The sequence below is a fragment of the Massilia sp. R2A-15 genome, assembly GCF_030704305.1.
Lineage (GTDB): Bacteria > Pseudomonadota > Gammaproteobacteria > Burkholderiales > Burkholderiaceae_D > JAFCUW01.
This window is the reverse complement of sequence record NZ_CP131935.1, coordinates 638,296-656,413: the sequence shown is the minus strand read 5'-3', so window position 1 is coordinate 656,413 and position 18,118 is coordinate 638,296. Positions and strand designations below refer to the sequence as shown.

16 protein-coding genes are annotated in these 18,118 nt (G+C 65.0%); 6 read left to right on the top strand and 10 right to left on the bottom strand.

Annotated elements, in window-relative coordinates; translation table 11 throughout:
- Nucleotides 1-106 precede the first annotated feature (106 nt).
- Nucleotides 107-1,672, top strand: coding sequence for an Ig-like domain-containing protein (locus Q4S45_RS02960; RefSeq protein WP_305508987.1), 1,566 nt, complete (start codon nt 107-109; stop codon nt 1,670-1,672).
- 142 nt (nt 1,673-1,814) lie between these two features.
- Here the strand turns inward: Q4S45_RS02960 and Q4S45_RS02955 are convergent, their stop codons facing one another.
- The 4 genes from Q4S45_RS02955 to Q4S45_RS02940 all read right to left on the bottom strand — a co-directional run bounded on the left by Q4S45_RS02955 (nt 1,815) and on the right by Q4S45_RS02940 (nt 6,878).
- Nucleotides 1,815-2,042, bottom strand: coding sequence for a sulfurtransferase TusA family protein (locus Q4S45_RS02955; RefSeq protein ID WP_305512032.1), 228 nt, complete (start codon nt 2,040-2,042; stop codon nt 1,815-1,817).
- Nucleotides 2,043-2,329: 287 nt separating this feature from the next.
- Nucleotides 2,330-4,942, bottom strand: coding sequence for an alanine--tRNA ligase (gene alaS / locus Q4S45_RS02950; protein WP_305508985.1), 2,613 nt, complete (start codon nt 4,940-4,942; stop codon nt 2,330-2,332).
- 182 nt (nt 4,943-5,124) lie between these two features.
- A complete protein-coding gene (gene ugpQ / locus Q4S45_RS02945; RefSeq protein ID WP_305512031.1) occupies nt 5,125-5,862 on the bottom strand; it encodes a glycerophosphodiester phosphodiesterase in 738 nt (245 codons plus the stop codon).
- A gap of 2 nt (nt 5,863-5,864) precedes the next feature.
- Nucleotides 5,865-6,878, bottom strand: coding sequence for a GlxA family transcriptional regulator (locus Q4S45_RS02940; protein WP_305508983.1), 1,014 nt, complete (start codon nt 6,876-6,878; stop codon nt 5,865-5,867).
- A 92-nt stretch (nt 6,879-6,970) separates the two neighbouring features.
- Between Q4S45_RS02940 and Q4S45_RS02935 the strand changes: the two genes are divergently transcribed.
- Nucleotides 6,971-7,633: a DJ-1/PfpI family protein gene (locus tag Q4S45_RS02935; protein WP_305508981.1), complete on the top strand. Its 663-nt coding sequence runs from the start codon at nt 6,971-6,973 to the stop codon at nt 7,631-7,633.
- 151 nt (nt 7,634-7,784) lie between these two features.
- A complete protein-coding gene (locus Q4S45_RS02930) occupies nt 7,785-8,582 on the top strand; it encodes an MBL fold metallo-hydrolase (protein WP_305508980.1) in 798 nt (265 codons plus the stop codon).
- A gap of 48 nt (nt 8,583-8,630) precedes the next feature.
- On the opposite strand, the gene Q4S45_RS02925 is transcribed toward Q4S45_RS02930, so the two are convergent.
- The 3 genes from Q4S45_RS02925 to Q4S45_RS02915 form a co-directional block, all read right to left on the bottom strand.
- A complete protein-coding gene (locus tag Q4S45_RS02925; protein WP_305512030.1) occupies nt 8,631-9,479 on the bottom strand; it encodes an IS3 family transposase in 849 nt (282 codons plus the stop codon).
- 17 nt (nt 9,480-9,496) lie between these two features.
- Nucleotides 9,497-9,808, bottom strand: coding sequence for a transposase (locus Q4S45_RS02920; RefSeq protein ID WP_305505222.1), 312 nt, complete (start codon nt 9,806-9,808; stop codon nt 9,497-9,499).
- Between the two features lie 149 nt (nt 9,809-9,957).
- Nucleotides 9,958-10,299, bottom strand: coding sequence for a DUF1294 domain-containing protein (locus tag Q4S45_RS02915; protein ID WP_305508978.1), 342 nt, complete (start codon nt 10,297-10,299; stop codon nt 9,958-9,960).
- Nucleotides 10,300-10,480: 181 nt separating this feature from the next.
- Between Q4S45_RS02915 and Q4S45_RS02910 the strand changes: the two genes are divergently transcribed.
- Both Q4S45_RS02910 and Q4S45_RS02905 read left to right on the top strand, forming a co-directional pair.
- Complete coding sequence (locus Q4S45_RS02910; RefSeq protein ID WP_305508976.1) at nt 10,481-11,005, top strand: hypothetical protein; 525 nt, start codon at nt 10,481-10,483, stop codon at nt 11,003-11,005.
- Nucleotides 11,006-11,040: 35 nt separating this feature from the next.
- Nucleotides 11,041-11,442 carry a DUF3597 domain-containing protein gene (locus Q4S45_RS02905; protein ID WP_305512029.1) on the top strand — a complete coding sequence of 134 codons (402 nt, stop codon included), beginning with the start codon at nt 11,041-11,043 and terminating at the stop codon, nt 11,440-11,442.
- A 49-nt stretch (nt 11,443-11,491) separates the two neighbouring features.
- On the opposite strand, the gene Q4S45_RS02900 is transcribed toward Q4S45_RS02905, so the two are convergent.
- Nucleotides 11,492-12,541: a zinc ribbon domain-containing protein gene (locus tag Q4S45_RS02900; RefSeq protein WP_305508974.1), complete on the bottom strand. Its 1,050-nt coding sequence runs from the start codon at nt 12,539-12,541 to the stop codon at nt 11,492-11,494.
- 453 nt (nt 12,542-12,994) lie between these two features.
- Here Q4S45_RS02900 and Q4S45_RS02895 point away from each other — a divergent pair, with 453 nt between their 5' ends.
- On the top strand, nt 12,995-14,749 hold the full coding sequence (locus Q4S45_RS02895; protein ID WP_305508972.1) for a cation:proton antiporter: 1,755 nt from the start codon (nt 12,995-12,997) through the stop codon (nt 14,747-14,749).
- 205 nt (nt 14,750-14,954) lie between these two features.
- Here Q4S45_RS02895 and Q4S45_RS02890 read toward each other — a convergent pair whose 3' ends face one another.
- Both Q4S45_RS02890 and Q4S45_RS02885 read right to left on the bottom strand, forming a co-directional pair.
- Entirely contained in the window at nt 14,955-16,556 is a 1,602-nt protein-coding gene (locus Q4S45_RS02890) for an NAD(P)/FAD-dependent oxidoreductase (RefSeq protein WP_305508970.1), read from the bottom strand.
- Nucleotides 16,556-18,067, bottom strand: coding sequence for a polyamine aminopropyltransferase (locus Q4S45_RS02885; protein ID WP_305508969.1), 1,512 nt, complete (start codon nt 18,065-18,067; stop codon nt 16,556-16,558). The genes Q4S45_RS02890 and Q4S45_RS02885 overlap by 1 nt, the downstream gene beginning before the upstream one ends.
- Between the last annotated feature and the right edge of the window lie 51 nt (nt 18,068-18,118).

Below are 18,118 nucleotides of genomic sequence, written 5' to 3'. Positions count from 1 at the left end.
AACTTCTTACAGCGAGGCAGCAACAAAGCGGCTACGCTAGGCCCCTCGAAGTTTCCCCCGCGTAATTCTGTAGCAATACCCCCCTTTCACTTCCCTGGGATTTTCTATGCGCTCGAACACCCGCACTTCATCCGCCTTTCCCCTGCGCGATCTCGCCGCCGCCTCGCTCCTGTGCTGTGCAGCAACCGCCGCCTCCGCCGCGACCCTGTCGGTCGGCCCTGGCAAGACCTACGCCACGCCGTGCAGCGCCCTCACGCGCGCCGCGGCCGGCGACGTGGTCGAAATCACCGGCGGGACCACCTATTCCGGCGACGTCTGCACCGTGACGGCGAGCAACCTGACGATTCGCGGCGTGAATGGCCGCCCCGCGATTAACGCCAACGGCGCGAACGCCGGCGGCAAAGGCACCTGGGTCATCACCGGCAACAATGTCGTCGTCGAGAATGTGGAGATGTTTGGCGCCAAGGTGCCGGACCAGAACGGCGCCGCGCTGCGCCTCGAAGGCGTCAACTTCACCCTGCGCAACAGCTTTTTGCATGACAACGAAAACGGCATCCTGAGCGGCGCGCAAACGACCAGCAACATCCTGATCGAAGGCAGCGAATTCGGCCACAACGGCTACGGCACCGGCTATACCCACAACCTGTACATCGGCAACGCGGCCAGCCTGACCTTCCGCAACAACTATTCGCACGATGCGAACGTCGGTCACAACCTGAAGTCGCGCGCGATGGTCAACACCATCGCCTATAACCGCTTCTCGAGCAGCGCCCCGGGCGTCGCCGGCAGCGGCCAGCCAAGCTACGAAATCGACCTGCCGAACGCGGGCACCTCTTACGTCATCGGCAACGTGATCCAGCAGCCTTCGGCCAATCAGAATCCCGGCATGCTGGCCTACGGCGAAGAAGGCGCGACCAATCCTGGCAAGGATCTGTATGTCGTCAACAACACCTTCCTGAACGAGGACAGTTCGCACGGCACCTTCGTGCTGGTGGGTAGCGGCGTGACCGTGCCAGCCCTGCTGCAGAATAATATCTTCGGCGGCACCGGCACCGTAAGCACGCAGGCGTCGAGCATCGACCGGACCAACTACCGTTCGGTGGCGCCAGGGTTCGTCGACCGCGCCAATTACGATTTGCATCCGACTGCAAACATCCAGGTGATCAACGCGGGCACGGCGCCAGGCGTGTCGGCATCGGGCGTCTCGCTCGTTCCGGTCATGCAGTACGTGCATGTTGCGCAAAGCCAGGCGCGTCCGAGCGACGGGAAAATCGATATCGGCGCTTACGAGGCGGCACCAACGGCGACGCCAACGCCAACGCCGACGCCGACGCCGACTCCTACCCCGACCCCGACCCCGACTCCGACGCCAACGCCTACTCCGACGCCAGGACCAACGGCCGACGTAACGCCTCCGAAAGTGGCGTTCGCCGCGCCGCTGGCCGGCGGCACCACCAAGCGCTCGTTCAGCGTTTCAGTGTCGGCCACCGACGATCGCGCGGTCGCGAAAATCGCGTTGTTCGTCGATGGCGCCAAGGTCGCGGAACAGCCCGGTGCAAAGTTGACCAAATCGGTGAGCGTGCGCACAGGCACGCACACGCTGAGCGCAACGGCTTACGACACGTCGAACAACGTGGCGACGACATCGATTTCGGTCAAGTCCGGGAGATAAGCACGCAGGTAATGGCGCCGAATGAATTCCGGCGCCGACGTTGCGAAGCCCGCCAATGCGCGGGCTTTTTTTGTGCGCGGCGATCGAACGATAAAAACAGGCGTGGAGAAAAAAACGGACCTGACTGGTCCGTTTGGGGGTCTTACTTGCGGCGCATGAGGAACGTGAATTCCAGGCCGTTCTGGCTGTGCGCCAGCAGCGCGTTGCCGGTCTGCTTGGCAAACGCCTGGAAATCGCGCACGGAACCGGAGTCGGTGGCGACGATGCGCAGCACCTCGCCGGTTTGCATTTCGGCCAGCGCCTTTTTCGCCTTCAGAATCGGCAAGGGGCAATTCAGGCCGCGCGCATCGAGATCCTTCTGGTATTCCATGACGTCGCTGTCTAACGTGATCGTACTCATCGATGGGTTCGCTAGGTTGGTTACGGTGTTCATGACGCCATACTACTCCAATTGGAGGATTATGACGCACCGCACCAAAATAAACTTGAACCGTTGCAAAAGAACAACGACCGTGTTCAGGATGCAAACAATCTATGCAAACCGGATAAATGGCGAAGGACGGGGTCTGGTCCTGCGGACCTGACCCCATTTTGATTTTTCGTCGTCACTGCAAGATGGGGTCAGGTCCGCAGGACCAGACCCCGACTTCGGTGATATTAGGCGACGCGCTGGCCGACCCACTCCACCACGCCAGCCAGCGCCGCCGGCAAGCCGCTCGGATCGGTGCCGCCGGCCTGCGCCATGTCGGGACGTCCGCCGCCCTTGCCGCCCACCTGCTGCGCGACGAAGTTGACCAGCTCACCGGCCTTGACCTTGGAGGTCGCATCGGCAGTCACGCCGGCGATCAGGCTCACTTTGCCGTCGGCCACGCTGGCCAGCACGATGGCCGCCGTCTTCAGCTTGTCCTTCAGCTTGTCCATCGTCTCGCGCAGGCGCGCCACGTCGGCGCCTTCCAGCGTCGCCGCCAGCACCTTGATGCCGTTGACGTCGACCGCCTTGGTCACCAGTTCGTCGCCCTGCCCTGCCGCCAGCTTCGACTTCAGCGCGGCCAGTTCCTTCTCCAGCGACTTGACCTGGTCCTGCACCTGGCCGATACGCGCGGTCAGTTCTTCCGGATTGGTCTTGAGCGCGCCGGCCGCTTCCTGCAGGCGGCGATTGAGCGACTGCACCAGCGCCAGCGCGCCTTCGCCGGTCACCGCTTCGAGGCGGCGGATGCCGGCGGCGACGCCGCCTTCATTGATGATCTTGAAGAGGCCGATGTCGCCGGTGCGGCCGACGTGGACGCCGCCGCACAGCTCTTTGGACGAACCGATGTCGAGCACGCGCACTTCGTCGCCGTACTTCTCGCCGAACAGCGCCATCGCGCCATGCTTGACGGCGTCGTCGAACGACATGTGCTGCGCCTTGGTTGCCTGGTTCTGCAGGATCTCGCGGTTGACGATCGCCTCGACCTTCGCAATCTGCTCGGCAGTCAGCGGCGCGTTGTGGCTGAAGTCGAAGCGGGTCTTGTCCGGATCGACCAGCGAGCCTTTTTGCGCCACGTGCGCGCCCAGCACTTCGCGCAGCGCCTTGTGCATCAGGTGCGTCGCCGAGTGGTTGCGGATGGTGCGGCCGCGCTTTTCTTCATCGACCACCGCGTCGACCTTGTCGCCCACCTTCAGCGAGCCCTGGGTCAGCACGCCGTGGTGGCCGAACACGTCGGCCTGGATCTTCAGCGTGTCTTCCACTTCGAAGGCGCCGCCGTCGGCGCGGATGATGCCCTGGTCGCCGACCTGGCCGCCCGACTCGGCGTAGAACGGCGTGGTGTCGAGCACCACGATGCCGCTCTGGCCGGCCTTCAGTTCCGCTACCGGCGCGCCTTCGGCGTACAGCGCGATGACCGACGCGTTGTGGGTCAGCGACTCGTAGCCGACGAACTTGGTCTTGGCGCCCGAGTATTCGACGCTGGCGGCCATCTTGAACTTGCCGGCGGCGCGCGCGGTTTTCTTCTGCTGCTCCATCGCGGCGGCGAAGCCGGCTTCGTCCAGCGTCACGCCGCGCTCGCGGCAGATGTCCGCGGTCAGGTCGAGCGGGAAGCCGTAGGTGTCGTACAGGGTGAAGGCGGTGGCGCCGTCGAGGTTCTTGCTGTCTTTCGCCAGCTGCGCCTCGAGGATCTTCATGCCGTGTTCCAGCGTTTCGCCGAAGCGCTCTTCTTCCTGCTTGATGGTCTGGGTGACGCGGTCCTTGGCGTCGGTCAGCTCCGGATAGGCTTCGCCCATCTCCTTCGTCAGGTCGTCGACCAGCTTGTAGAAGAACGGCTTGCTCTGGCCCAGCATGTGGCCGTGGCGCAGCGCGCGGCGGATGATGCGGCGCAGGACGTAGCCGTGGCCTTCAGGGCCAGGGATGATGCCGTCGACGATCAGGAACGCGGCGGCGCGGATGTGGTCCGCGATCACGCGCAGCGACTTGCTTTCCAGGTCGGTGACGCCGGTTTCGCGCGCGGCGGCGCGGATCAGGTTCTGGAACAGGTCGATTTCGTAGTTGCTGTGGACGTGCTGCAGCACGGCGGCCAGGCGCTCCATGCCCATGCCGGTATCGACGCACGGCTTCGGCAGCTTGTGCATCACGCCCGCTTCGTCGCGGTTGAACTGCATGAACACCAGGTTCCAGATTTCGATGAAGCGGTCGCCGTCTTCGTCGGGCGAGCCTGGGGGGCCGCCCGGGATGTCGGCGCCGTGGTCGTAGAAGATCTCGGTGCACGGACCGCACGGGCCGGTGTCGGCCATCTGCCAGAAATTGTCCGACGCGTAGCGCGAGCCCTTGTTGTCGCCGATGCGGATGATGCGCTCTTTCGGCACGCCGATCTCGTTGGCCCAGATGTCGTAGGCTTCGTCGTCCTCGATGTAGACGGTGACGGTGAGTTTTTCGACCGGCAGGCCGTACACCTTGGTCAGCAGCTCCCACGCGTAGTTGATCGCGTCGCGCTTGAAGTAGTCGCCGAAGCTGAAGTTACCCAGCATTTCGAAAAAGGTATGGTGGCGCGCGGTGTAGCCGACGTTTTCCAGGTCGTTGTGCTTGCCGCCGGCGCGCACGCAGCGCTGCACGGAGGTGGCGCGGGTGTACGGGCGGCTGTCGGTGCCGATGAAGACATCCTTGAACTGCACCATGCCGCTGTTCGTCAGCAGCATGGTCGGATCGTTGCCCGGTACGAGAGGACTGGACCGGACAATCGTGTGTCCCTTCGATTCGAAGAATTTGAGGAATTTGTCGCGAATTTCAGATGATTTCATGTCGTATGGGCGAAGGATGGCAGCATGCTTTAAAAAATTGATTATAGCGTAGGCAGGAGCTATGTTGTCGTACCTGCGAAGGCAGGTGCCCATACTGAGCGTGCTGAACTCAGAGAGAGGCTCAGCATGGGTCCCTGCCTTCGCAGGGACGACGGTCTCCAGGTTGTCGTCCCTTGAACGGACTAGCTGAAATCCGGGCCGATCAGGTCGATCCGGTCGGTGCAGAAGCCGTCCACGCCCCACATCAGCAGCTCGCGCGCGCGGATCGGGTTGTTGACGGTGTAGCAAAACAGGCCGAAGCCGGACAGCCGGATCTCGCGCGCCACGCCCTGCGTCAGGTGCTTGTGATTGGTATGGATCGCCACCGCGCCCAGCGCCCGTGCGCGGTGCAGCCAGTCGCGCGGGACGACGTCAAGCAGCAAGGCGCGCGCCACCTCCGGCGCGGCGTCGCGCGCGGCGGCCAGCGCGGTCTCGCTGAACGACGACAGCAGCGGCGCCTGCCCCGGCTCGCCTTCGAACATCGCGCGCGCGGCCTCGGCGACAACCGCGCCGGTTTGCGCCTCGAAGCCGGGCGCTGGCTTGATTTCGATGTTCATCCAGATGCCGCTGGCCTTGCAGAAGGCCGCAAAATCGGCGAACAGCGGCACCGGCTCGCCCTGAAACTGCTTGTCGAACCAGCCGCCGGCGTCCATCCGCGCCAGCTCGGCCGCGTCGTAGTCGAACACATTGCCGGAGCCGGCCACCGTGCGGCCGAGGTAGGGATCGTGCATCACCACCGGCACGCCGTCGCGCGCGAGCATCACGTCGAACTCGACGGCGCGAAAGCCGTGCGCCAGCCCGCACTTGAGCGCCGCGATGGTGTTCTCGGGAGCGAGCTTGCCGCCGCCTCGATGGGCGAGGACTTTTGGATAGGGCCACATGGTCATGACGATACACGAATGGGGTCAGGTCCGCCGGACCTGACCCCGTAGTTGAACGCGCGGCGAAACTGGGCCGGCGACTGCCCGACCAGCCGCTTGAACAGCGCGCTGAAGGTGGCCACGTCCAGATAGCCGACGCGCTCCGTGATCTGCGCCAGGCTGAGCGTGCCCGACTCGAGCAGCCGCTTGGCGATGTTGATCCGCTCGCCCTGCAAGTAGCCCAGCGGCGTCTGCCCCGTTTCCGCTTTCAGCCGGCGCAGCATGGTGCGCTCGCTGACGTGGAACGCGGCCGCGAGCACGGCGAGGTCGAACGGCTCGGCGACGCGCTCGGACAGCCAGCTTTGCACGTGATCCGAAAACTGCGCCGGCGGCCGGGCCAGCATCGCCGTATCGACCCACGCGGCCTGGCTGCCGCGCGCGGTGAGCAGCGCCATGCGCGCCACCGCCCTCGCCTCCTTCGGCGCGGCGACACGGCGAACCAGCAGCATCGCCAGGTCGAAGGCCGACGAGAACGAGCCGGTGGTGATCACGCCGCCGTCTTCCACCAGCATCGCCTCGGGATCGACCCGCACCTGCGGGAAGCGCCGGGCCAGGTCGGGCGCGAACATCCACGACGTCGTCGCGCGCCGGCCGTCCAGCAGCCCCGCTTCGGCCAGCAGGAATGCGCCGACGCACATCGACGCCACCGGCGCCCCGCGCGCGAACGCCCTGCCGATGGCTGCCACCTCGCCCGCAAGCCGGGTGTGCGGCCGGGTGCAGCCATCGCGATCGCCGATGTCCATGCCAGGCACCACCAGCATGTCCGCCGACGCACGGAACTTGCGCGTGCCGATCGCCAGGCCGCCGGCCGCGTTCACGCTGCCGCCGGCGAGGCTGGTCACGCGCACGTCGAACAAGGGCTCGGACTTCGCGCCGCGCACCGCCCGGGCGACGCGGTTGGCCAGCAGCAGCGTATCGCACAGGCCGAAGATTTCCATGCCCATGCAGCCGTCAAAAGCGAGGATGTTGATTTTCATATGTGGCGATATTGCCATAAAAATGGGCGCTATCGCCAATTTTCTCCGCCCGCCCGCCGATCGATAATTCGTTTCGTCCAAAGGAGGAACTCATGCGCTTGACCATTTTGCTGTTTGACGGATTTACCGCCCTCGATATCGTCGGCGGCTACGAGGTGCTGGCCAACGTGCCCGGCATGGAGGTGGAGTTCGCGGCCACCGCCGAAGGGGTGGTTGCGGCCGACAGCGGCCGGCTCGGCATGATCGCGTACAGGCGCTTCGACCAGCTGGAATCGACCGACATCCTGTACGTGCCGGGCGGGCCCGGGGTCGCCGCCGCGCTGGAGAACCAGCCGCTGCTCGACTGCATCCGCCGGCTCGACGCGGCCAGCCAGTGGACGGTCAGCATCTGCAACGGCGCCGAACTGCTTGGCGCCGCCGGCCTGCTGCCTGGCCGGCGCGTGACGACCAACTGGTTCACGCGCGACAAGGTGGCGGCGTATGGCGCGCTGGTGGAGCCGTCCCGTTTTCAGCGCGACGGCAAGCTCATTACCGGCGCCGGCGTATCGGCCAGCGTGGACGCGGCCCTGTTCCTCACTGGCCTGCTGGCCGGCGAAGCGACCGCGCGCCTGATCCAGCTCGGCATCGAATACTATCCGGCGCCGCCGTTTGGCAACGGCACGCCAGACGAGCAGCCCGACGCGGCCAAGGCCGTCATCCGGAGCATCGAACAATCCGCGGCACAGCGCATGGCCGTGCGCGACATCCCATTTTAGGAATTCATTTCGCCACTGGCGGCGGGACGTCGCTCAAGGCAAGCTCACGCGGTGCCGGCAAACCCGGGGTCAGGTCCGGCGGACCTGACCCCAGTCTTTGGTCCGCGGCGTGCCCGCACGCCGCGATATCACCACTAAGGAAGGAAGTGACATGCGCATCATCCAGCTCAGAAACGCCACCATCGTCATTCACTCCGGTCCGCACCACATCCTGGTGGACCCGATGCTGGCGACGAAGGACGCCTTGCCCGCGCTGCGCCTGTTCGACGGCAAGCGCCTGCGCAATCCCACGGTCGAACTGCCGCAGTCAGCCGGCGCGGTGCTGGATGAAGTGACGCATTGCCTGATCACGCACTGCCAGAAGGGCCACTTCGATCATCTCGACCGCGCCGGCGCGCGCTGGCTGCGCGAGCGCCAGGTGCCGGTGATCTGCACGCCGCACGACAGCGAGCACCTGCGCCAGCTCGGTCTGAATGTGCTGCCGCTGGCCGACGGTCACGCGCAGCCGCAGCCTTTCCTCGGCGGCGCGATCCGCACGGTGCGCTGCCGCCACGGCCGCGGACTGGTTGGCGCGGCGATGGAGCACGGGGTCGGCTACTTCATTGAACTGCCCGGTGAGCCGTCGCTGTACCTGTCCGGCGACACCGTGCTGACCGACGACGTCCGTGCATTCGTGCGCGCGCATCAGCCGCAGGTATGCGTGGTGCCGGCCGGCGGGGCGCGCTTCGACCTGGGCGGCGAGATCATCATGGGCGTCGACGAAGTCATCGAACTCACGCGGATCGCGCAAGGCACGGTGGTGGCGAACCACATGGAAGCGATCAGCCACTGCCCGGTGACGCGCGAGCAGCTGCGCGAAGCTGCCAGCCGCGATGGTGTCCGGGTCGTGGCGCCGGCAGATGGTGAAACGGTGACCGTCCTAGGCGATCGCGACGCGCTGCGCGCCTAACCAAAATGGGGTCAGGTCTGAGATGCACCGGTTCGGTGGACAGGTTAATTAGCAACACATGTGCTGCGCTTGGACCTGCGCCGGCGTTTTGTAGCCGAGCGATTGATGAAGTCGGATTGTATTGTAGTACACCTCAATATGATCTTTGACGGCGGCAACCGCGGCAGCGTGATCTACATACACGAAGTGATGCGTCAACTCGTTCTTCAGGTTCGAGAAGAAGCTCTCCGCAACCGCGTTATCGTGACAGTTCCCTTTGCGGCTCATGCTCGCAATTGCGCCCTTCGACTCGAGGTAGTCGCGAAACTTCTTCGAGCCGTAAGGCGATCCCTGATCCGTGTGGCAAACGAGCCCTGGCGGCGGGCGATATCGCTCCATGGCCGCTTCGATCGTCTGCACGGCCAGGGCGGCGGTCTGGCTCGTTCCCATCGCCCAGCCAATGACAGCGTGCGTGGACAAATCCAGGAATATCGACAGATGGCTTATCCCCGTCAGTGTGGTGATTTGCGTCATGTCGCCCACCCACACGCGGTTTGGAAGGGCAACCTTGAATTTCCGGTTCACCAGATTCGGGGCTGGCGGTTCTTTTTGTTGCGGTGCTGGTTTGCTTTGCAGTCGTTGGGTTCGAAGCGTCTGAATGCCGGCGCTACGTCGTAGACGTGCCACTCGATTTCGCCCGCATGGATTTTTTTCCGCGCGCAGCACCTGCCACATCTTGATGACGCCTGCAGCGCGCCGGTGTTCCGCGTCGATCTCATGAAGCCTCGCAATCAAGGCGATGTCCGCGCTATCGCGCGGGCTCACAGGGCGACAGCGCGAGGCATGGTAGCCGCTTCGACTTACGCCGAGCAAGCGGCACATCAGCCCTACCGGAAACATCTCGGCATGCTCGCGAATGAAGGCGTACCTCAGCGCTATCGGCGCATGAAGTACGCCTCGGCTTTTTTTAGAATTTCGAGCTCCAGTGCCAGGCGAAGGTTCTCCTTGCGAAGCCGCGTCAGCTCGTCTTCCTCGCCAGCAGGCGGGCGCCCAGGCGGTCGAAACGCCAAGTCCGGGCCGACCAAGTCGACCCGCTTCGCCCATTTATAAAGCTGATTTCGACGCACGCCGAGCTCTCGCGCCAGCGCCGCGGCGTTATCGCATTGCTTCAGGCGTTCAACCGCTTGGAGCTTGAACTCCGGGCTGAAGACCTGGTTCTCAGATGATTTTACGAGTTTGGTATCCATGGAACGTATTGTCCCCTATTTGGATGTCCACCAAACTCGGTACATCTCAGGTCCGCAGGACCAGACCCCGGCTACGTGACGCGCCCACAATCGGTGTCTGGTCCTGCGGACCTGACACCATCTCGAGCACACCCCCATTCGGTCTGTCACTAAACCTGCCCCGCGCCCGAGGCCAGCCACGCGAACGCGCTCAGGTTCAGGCCGACAGTGCCCCAGAAGGGCATCTGAAATCCTGGCTTCACCGATTTGTGCCGCAGCCATTGCTGCGCCAGCATGGCGCCGGGCCAGCCGCACATCAGTCCCAGCAGCAGCAGGTTGCGCTCCCGCGTGCGCGTGCGTCCCGCGCGCGCGGCGGACTTGTCGAGCGCGTACGCGGCGAAGCACAGCGCGCTGGCGCCCAGATAGACCATGCCGACGGCCGGCGGCAGCTTCCACGCGACCGTCGCAAATGCATACAGGACGGCGAAAGCGAGCAGCGTTGCGTAGCGCATGGCGAGAATTGATTGGCGGAAAAACGCAGCTTATCCGCGAAGCCGTGCTGTTGTCCACGGGGAAAATGACGTCGGGCGCCGTTGGTGCAGTGGCGAACAGATAACTTCTTCCATGCGGCATACGCTTGTCATCTCGGCATCGCGCAAGCGCATGCTTCATTCAATTTACGTGGAGGTCGACATGGGTTTCGATTTAGGTAGTCTGCTTCAGCAATATGCGGGCTCGCATCCCGCCAACCCGGACCAGGCGGAAAACGATTTCGACCAGGTCGCACAGAACGCCTCGACCACCGACCTGGCGCAGGGCGTGACGCAAGCATTCCGTTCCGATCAAACGCCGCCCTTCCCGCAGATGGTGGGCCAGCTGTTCGGCAACAGCGACGGCAGCCAGCGCGCCGGCATGCTCAACCAGCTGATCGGCGCGATCGGCCCGGGCGTTCTTTCTTCGATCGCCGGCGGCGCACTGGGCAATATGTTCGGCGGCGGCAACAGCAACGCCGCACCGCAGATCACCCCTGAGCAGGCGCAGCAGATGTCGCCGCAGCAGGTGCAGGAGATCGCCGAAAAGGCCCAGCAGGCAAATCCGAGCATCATGGACCGGATGGGCGAGTTCTACGCGCAGCATCCGCAGCTGGTCAAGGGCCTTGGCGGCGCCGCGCTGGCGATCGCGCTCGGCCACATGGCCCAGGGCATGCGCCGCAATTGATTCACTTTTTCACCCACTCGAACAAGGACAACATCATGGGCATCCTCAGCAATATTTTCCACAAGATCTTCCCTTCGTCGCACCCGGCCAATACCGGCGCGGCCACCACCACGACCGCGGCTCCGGCGCCGGGCGCCGCTCCTGCCGCGCCAGCGCCTGCGGCGCCAACGCCGATGTCGGAAGTCGATGTGGAATCGGTGCTGAACGGCATGGCTGGCTCGGCCGGACAGACGCTGAACTGGCGCTCCTCGATCGTCGACTTGCTGAAACTGCTCAACCTCGACAGCAGCCTCGATTCGCGCAAGGAACTGGCGAAGGAGCTTAACTACACCGGCGACATGAACGATTCGGCGTCGATGAACATCTGGCTGCATCGCCAGGTGATGAACAAGCTGGCGGCCAATGGCGGCAAGGTGCCGGCGGACCTGAAGGACTAACTTGCAGCCGGGGCCGGGTCCTGCGGACCTGACCCCATCTGGCATCGTTTCAATCGCTCATGCTGACATTTGCGGGCGTGCCGCACGAAAAACAGAATCGCGCGAACGCGCTCTTGCGCGTCACGCAGTGCCCGCAGCGGTCGTACACGCCAATGCCGCAATGCGGACAGAAGTCGGTCTTGGCGTCCTTCAGGTCGATGGCCCGCTCGCATCCCGGGCAGACGCCCTTGTCGAGGCGCGCAATGGCCGTGTCGTAGCGCAGCGTCTCGCGCCGTTGCACGTCGGGCAGCGCTTCGGCCGCCTTCTGGCGCTCCAGGTAGCGTTGCAGCGAAACGATCGCGTAACGGCCGACGACGCCGGTTACCACAATCCCCACGATGTAGCGCACGTAGCCGCCGTAGCTCGGCAGGTATGGCACGAGATCGACGAAAAACGCGAACAGCGCGAAGAAAATGAATCCCCACACGAACGGCCAGTAGGCGCCGTGGCGCTTCTTCGCGAACAGCCAGCCTGCCGCCAGCAGCAGCGGCAGGGTAATCGCGAGGCGATACAGGAACACACGCAGTTCCTGCTCGGTGCGGGCACGCTCCATCGCCATCCGCGCCGGAGTTTCGAGGCGGCGCCACTCGGCCTCGGCGCGGTCGCGGGCCTGGCTGGCATCGAGCAGCGCCTGCTGCTGCGCCTGCACCTCGGCCAGCGCGGCCCGCTCGGCCGCCTTGAGTTTGTCGAGCTCGCGGGTGCGTTCGATCAGCTCGGTATCCTGGTCGGGCCGAGCCGTCGCGCGCCGGGTCGACAGCCAGTTCTCGAACGTCTGCTGGGCGGCGTTGCTGTTGGACCGGGCCACTTCGTGCTTCTGCTCGGCCTGCTGCTGCAACTCGGCGGCGGCAACGCGCTTCGCGTCGGCCTGCCTGGCGGCCTCGCGCGAGGCCGGACCGCGCACGGGATCGATGAAACTCTCGAAAGGCGCCGGCGGCGCGACCCGCCACATGTTGTCGACGATCTTGCCGCCAAGACCGATGAGAAATCCGGCGAACACGAAGGCAACCAGCCACAGGCCGCGCTGCATCCATTTTTCGGTCAATCGCAATCCTTTGCTCATGCTGATCTCCTGTGTATTTTTGGCAACGGTGAGAGAGTGCCATGGGCGGGCGGTTTCGGCCAGCGCTATTGGCGAAGGCGCGGCGGAAGATACGCGCGATGTCGGCGCACGCGTCGAGACGAGTTGGCCGCGAATAAACAGCAATGCGGGAAGTTGCCGCGCGAGCAGCCGGGGTCAGAACAGCTGGTCTGACCACTTGGTCTGACCCTAATGCCGTTAAGTTAAGGAATAGATCAGCACTGCTCGGAGGCGCGTCAGCTTAAAAACCGTCGTACCCGCGCAGGGGAACCGCATGCGTTTCCCCCATGCTGAACATGCCGACGAGGTGAAGCACGCTCAGTATGGGTACCTGCCTGCGCAGGTACGACGGCTTAACTTAACGGCATTATGGTCTGACCCCGGTGCAGGTCACGGTATAAAATGTAGGCACAACAACCACTTCCCAGGCCCTCCGTGCCAGAACACCACGCCTTCCCCTTTCTTCGGGAAATCCTCCTGTTCCTCACGCTCGCCGGCATCCTGATCCCCCTGCTGCAGCGCCTGCGCATCAACCAGGTGCTCGGTTTCCTCGCCGTCGGCGCCCTGCTCGGCCCGTTCGGCCTGGGCCTGATGGCGGCGCACACACCTTGGCTCAATTACCTGACCTTCCCGCGCATCGAAGGCGTCGAAGTGCTCGCCGAACTGGGCGTGCTGTTCCTGATGTTCATGATCGGCCTCGAACTGTCCGCCGCGCGCCTGTGGTCGATGCGGCGCTGGGTGTTCGGCGCCGGCAGCGCGCAGATCGCCGCCAGCGCGGTCCTGATCGGCGGCGCGGTACTGCTCCTCGGCCAGCCTATCGAAGCGGCGGTCATCCTCGGCCTCGTGCTGTCGCTCTCGTCCACCGCCGTCGTCATGCAGCTGATGACCGAGCAGCACACCACCGCCACGCCGCTCGGGCAGGCCACGTTCTCCGTGCTGATGCTGCAAGACCTTGCGGTCGTGCCGCTACTGATCCTGATTGGCGTGATGACCAAGGGCGCGGGCGCCGGCGCGGCAACGCTGATCCTGATGACGCTCGCCAGGGCCGGCGTGGCCATCGCGCTGATCTACCTGGCCGGCAGCCACGTGATCCGCCCGCTGTTCCGCGTGTTCGCGCGGCGCCACCAGCCCGACGTTTTCATGGCGCTGATCCTGCTCACCACCCTCGGCATCGCCGGCGTCAGTGCCGCAGCCGGCCTGTCGATGGCGCTCGGCGCGCTGATTGCCGGCCTGCTGCTGGCCGAGACCGAATTCAAGCACGAAGTCGAACTGATGATCGAGCCGTTCCGCGGCCTGTTGATGGGATTGTTCTTCATGACCGTCGGCATGGGCATGGACGCGCGCCAGGTGCTGCACGCGCCGCTGTTCATCGCCGCCGCCGTGTTCGGGCTGGTCGCGATCAAAGGCGTGGTGGTCGCGCTGCTGTTCCGCCTCGGCGGCCTGAATTGGGGCCGCGCCGTCGAAGGCGGCCTGCTGCTCGGCCAGGGCGGCGAGTTCGCCTTCATCGTGATCGGCTACGCAACCGCCGGCAAGCTGGTCGATCCGGCGCTGGGCCAGCGCGCCATGCTCGCCGTCGGCCTGAGCCTGTTCGTCACGCCCCTGCTGGCGCGGCTCGGACGCGCGATCGGCGACCAGTGGGAAATCCGCCAGCACGCCATCGCCGCGCACCAGCACGAACATGCGCTCGCATCGGCGCGCGGACGCATCATCATCGCCGGCTTCGGGCGCGTCGGCCAGATGCTGGGCAAGCTGCTGTCCGACCAGGGCATCGAATTCATCGCGTTTGAAAACGATGTGCGGCTCGCGTCGGAGCTGCACAAGCGAGGGCTGCCGGTCTACTTCGGCAACGCCTCGCGCGCCGAGCTGCTGCGCCGCGTGCACGCGCACGAGGCGCCGGCCATCGTGCTGACGATGGACCATCCGCAGTCGGCCTTGCAGGCCGTGCGCGGCATCCGGCGCGAGTTCCCGGACATTCCGCTGTTCGCCCGCGCGCGCGACGAGAAGCAGGCGCGCTTGCTGAAGGCGGCCGGCGCGACGGTGGTGGTGCCGGAGACGCTGGAAGCGAGCCTGCAGCTTTCGGCGTTCGTGCTCGAGGCGATGGGCCTGGAGGAGATGGAAGTGGACGGCATCGTCGACGAAGAGCGCGCGCTGTTCAACGAGGCGCTGTCGCACATCAAGCCAGCGAAATAATTCACACGCCGCAGCCCAAGGGCTGGGGTCAGGTCCGACGGAGCGACGGGGACGCCTAGTCCCCGGGTTTGTCGCCGCCGCCGAGCCGCGCCACTGGCATCATCAATCCACCGTCGTACCTGCGGAGGCAGGTACCCATGCTGAGCGTGCAAAACGGGGACCGCAGGTTCAGCATGGGTACCAGCCTTCGCTGGTACGACAGGCCTCAGGCCCTGGCTTTTAGCGCGGCCTGCACGCCCCACCACGCGGCTTCCTCAAACACCGAGAAGCCCGACAAGTCCGCGTGCGCGAACACGATCGGCCCATCGGCCTCGCGCAACGCGCGCGTGCCCGCGTTCGCGCGAAACCCCGGCAGCGGCGCCGCCATCGCATGGCCGCGCAAGGTGATATCGACCCGCTCCACGCATGGCGCGAACTTCCAGCCGTACGCGCTTTTCAGGTCCACGCTGGCCAGCTCGATCAGCTGCTCCGGCGTCGCCGCCATCATCCACTTGCGCGCCTGTTCCGGCGTGCGGTCCGACAGCGCGACGTAGGCGGAAAACACGGTCTTCTCAGGCGGCTGCACGCGGATGTCCTGGTGCGTCGAGACCACATACCCCAGCCCCGGCTCCTGGTACACCACGTTGTCCCACGACAGCGGCGCCTCCGGCCGCTCCGCCGGAAAATCCTTCATCAGGAAGTTCGCCACCATCCACGGCGCGTAGCTTGGGGTGTGCAGCTTCGGATCGAAGCCGTAGTCCTGAATAGACGCCACCACCCGCGCCGCCACATACAACGGCATCGCGCAGATGGCCTTGCGCGCCTTGACCACGTAGCTGCGCGCGACGCCGCCCTCCAGCGTGAAGCACTGCGCCTCGACGCCCTCCCCTGCCTTCTTCAGCCACACCGCGGTGCCGGCCAGCCGCCTGATGCCAGACTTCGCCGCCATCGCCTCGGCCACCGGCGCCATCCCGCCCGGCCAGGTCAGCCACGCGCCGTTGCCGGCATTCGCCGCCTGCCCCCATCGGCTGCAGTAGTAATGCAGGCCGGCCCACGCCGACACCTTGTCGTAGCGCGTGCCGTAGTCGTCGCGGCAGCAGTAGTTCAGGTACCAGTGCAGGGTCGGCGACGTATAGCCGCTCTGGTCCAGCCAGGCCTTCAGCGTGATCCGGTCGAGCGCATCGAACGCGGGATCGCTTGACGACTGCACGGTCGGGAACACGAAGATGCGCTTCCCATCCGCGCCCCGCAACGCACGCAGGCGCTCGACCTCCGCGAAAAAGCGCTTGTGCTGCGCCAGTTCCTCCGCGGGCACGCCGTGCGTCGGAATGAAGCCGTCCTGCCAGGCGCCGTTGAACAGCAGCCGTTCCTCCGGCCCGTGCAGGATGAAGCGCTCGTCGTAAGTCGGCTTCTCGGCGTACGGATCGCGCTGCAGGATGCCGAGATCGAACAGGATCTCGCGCACATGCGTCGATTCGGGCGACGGCAACGGCAGGTAATGGCCGCCGGTCGGATACGCCAGGTCGCCGAAATGCCCGCCGGCCGCGTTCCCGTATGGCTGCGGCCCGTCGATCATCAGCGCGTCGCGATGCCCGTCCTTATTGAGCTTCCACGCGGCGGCCAGCCCGGCGATGCCGGAACCTAGGATGACGATGTCGGTCTCGATTGTCTGCGACGGCGCCGGCAGCTCGCCGCGGTCACGCAGGAAGTGGCCTTCGGCGCGGCCGGGATAGCTGACGCTCGCCGTGATCTCCTGCCACTTGTAGAAGCCCGCGGCGCCCGCGAGCGCCGACACGCCGGCGGCGGCGAGGAAGGAACGCCGGTCCATCAGCGGATCACCTGGCGCCAGTCCTGTTCGAACTCGCGCACCAGCGACTGGGTGTTGAGCCGGTTCGGCGCCATCTCGATGCGCTGCATGTCGGGCGGGAAGCTGAACATCTCGCGCGTGGTGTCGGCGTTAAGGAAGCGCATCGGCAGGCGGTAGCTGGTGGGCGGCGCATACTGCTGCTGCGGCGACGCCAGCACGAAGCCCCACTCCCCGAACGACGGCACATACGCGTGATACGGATACGTCTTCATGCCGACGTCGCGCAAGGTGGCGTCGATGGTCCAGTAAGCATGTGGCGCAAAAAACGGCGACGTGGACTGCACCACCACAAGCCCGTTGGCCGCGACGTGCTTCTTCAGCATGCCGTAGAACGGCACCGAATACAGCTTGCCGAGCGCGAAGCTGGATGGATCGGGAAAGTCGACGATCGCCGCGTCAAAGGTATCGGTGCTGTCCTGCAGCCAGATCGCCGCGTCGGCGTTGATGACCTTCACGCGCGGATCCGAGAACGATCCGTGATTGAGCTTGGCCAGCTCGGGCCGCGTGGTGAACGCCTTCGTCATCGCCGGGTCGAGGTCCACAAGCGTGACGCTCTTGATGTTCGGGTAGCGCAGGATTTCGCGCAGCGCCAGGCCGTCGCCGCCGCCCAGCACCAGCACGCTGCGCGCCCACGGCAAGGCCTGCAGCGCCGGATGCACCAGCGCCTCGTGGTAGCGGTATTCGTCACGCGACGAGAACTGCAGGTTGCCGTTGATGTACAGGCGCGTGTCGTCCTTCCAGCGCGTGATCACCAGCCGTTGGTACGGCGTGGTGGTCGAATACACGATCTCGTCGCCGAACAGGCCATGTTCGCCCCACTGCACCATACGGTCGGAAAGCGCAAAGCCGAACACCAGCAACAGCATCACGCACGACGCGCGCAGCACGCGTCCGCCCGTGCGCGCGAGCTCGTGGCGGAAGGTGTGCAGCGTCCAGAACGCGACGGCCACATTCAGCATCCCGAACAGGAAGCCGGTGCGCACCAGCCCGAGGTAAGGCGCGAGCACCAGCGGGAACAGCAGCGACACGGCCAGCGCGCCGAGGTAGTCGAAGGTCAGCACGCGGCTGACCAGCTCATTGAATTCGGTCTGCCGTGCATTCAGCGCGCGCATCACCAGCGGCACTTCCATGCCTACCAGCGCGCCGACCAAAAATACCAATACATATAACAGCGTGCGAAACGGCGCGGTCATCCACGAGAAGGTCATGAACAGCAGCGCCGCCGACAGGCCGCCGATCAGGCCCACCGCCAGCTCGATGTCGATGAAGCGCGCCAGCACGTCGTCGTCCTTCACGTACTTCGAGAAGTGGGCGCCCACGCCCATCGCGAACAGGTAGCAGCCGATGATGGTGGAGAACTGCAGCACCGAGTCGCCCAGCAGGTAACTCGAAAGCGCGCCGGCGATCAGCTCGTACGCCAGTCCGCACGAAGCCACCACAAATACGGAAAGGATCAGAATTCTTTTGGTCATAAATCGTCTTTTGAACTAAGATTGCCGTGTCCTGTCAATCTGACTATATTT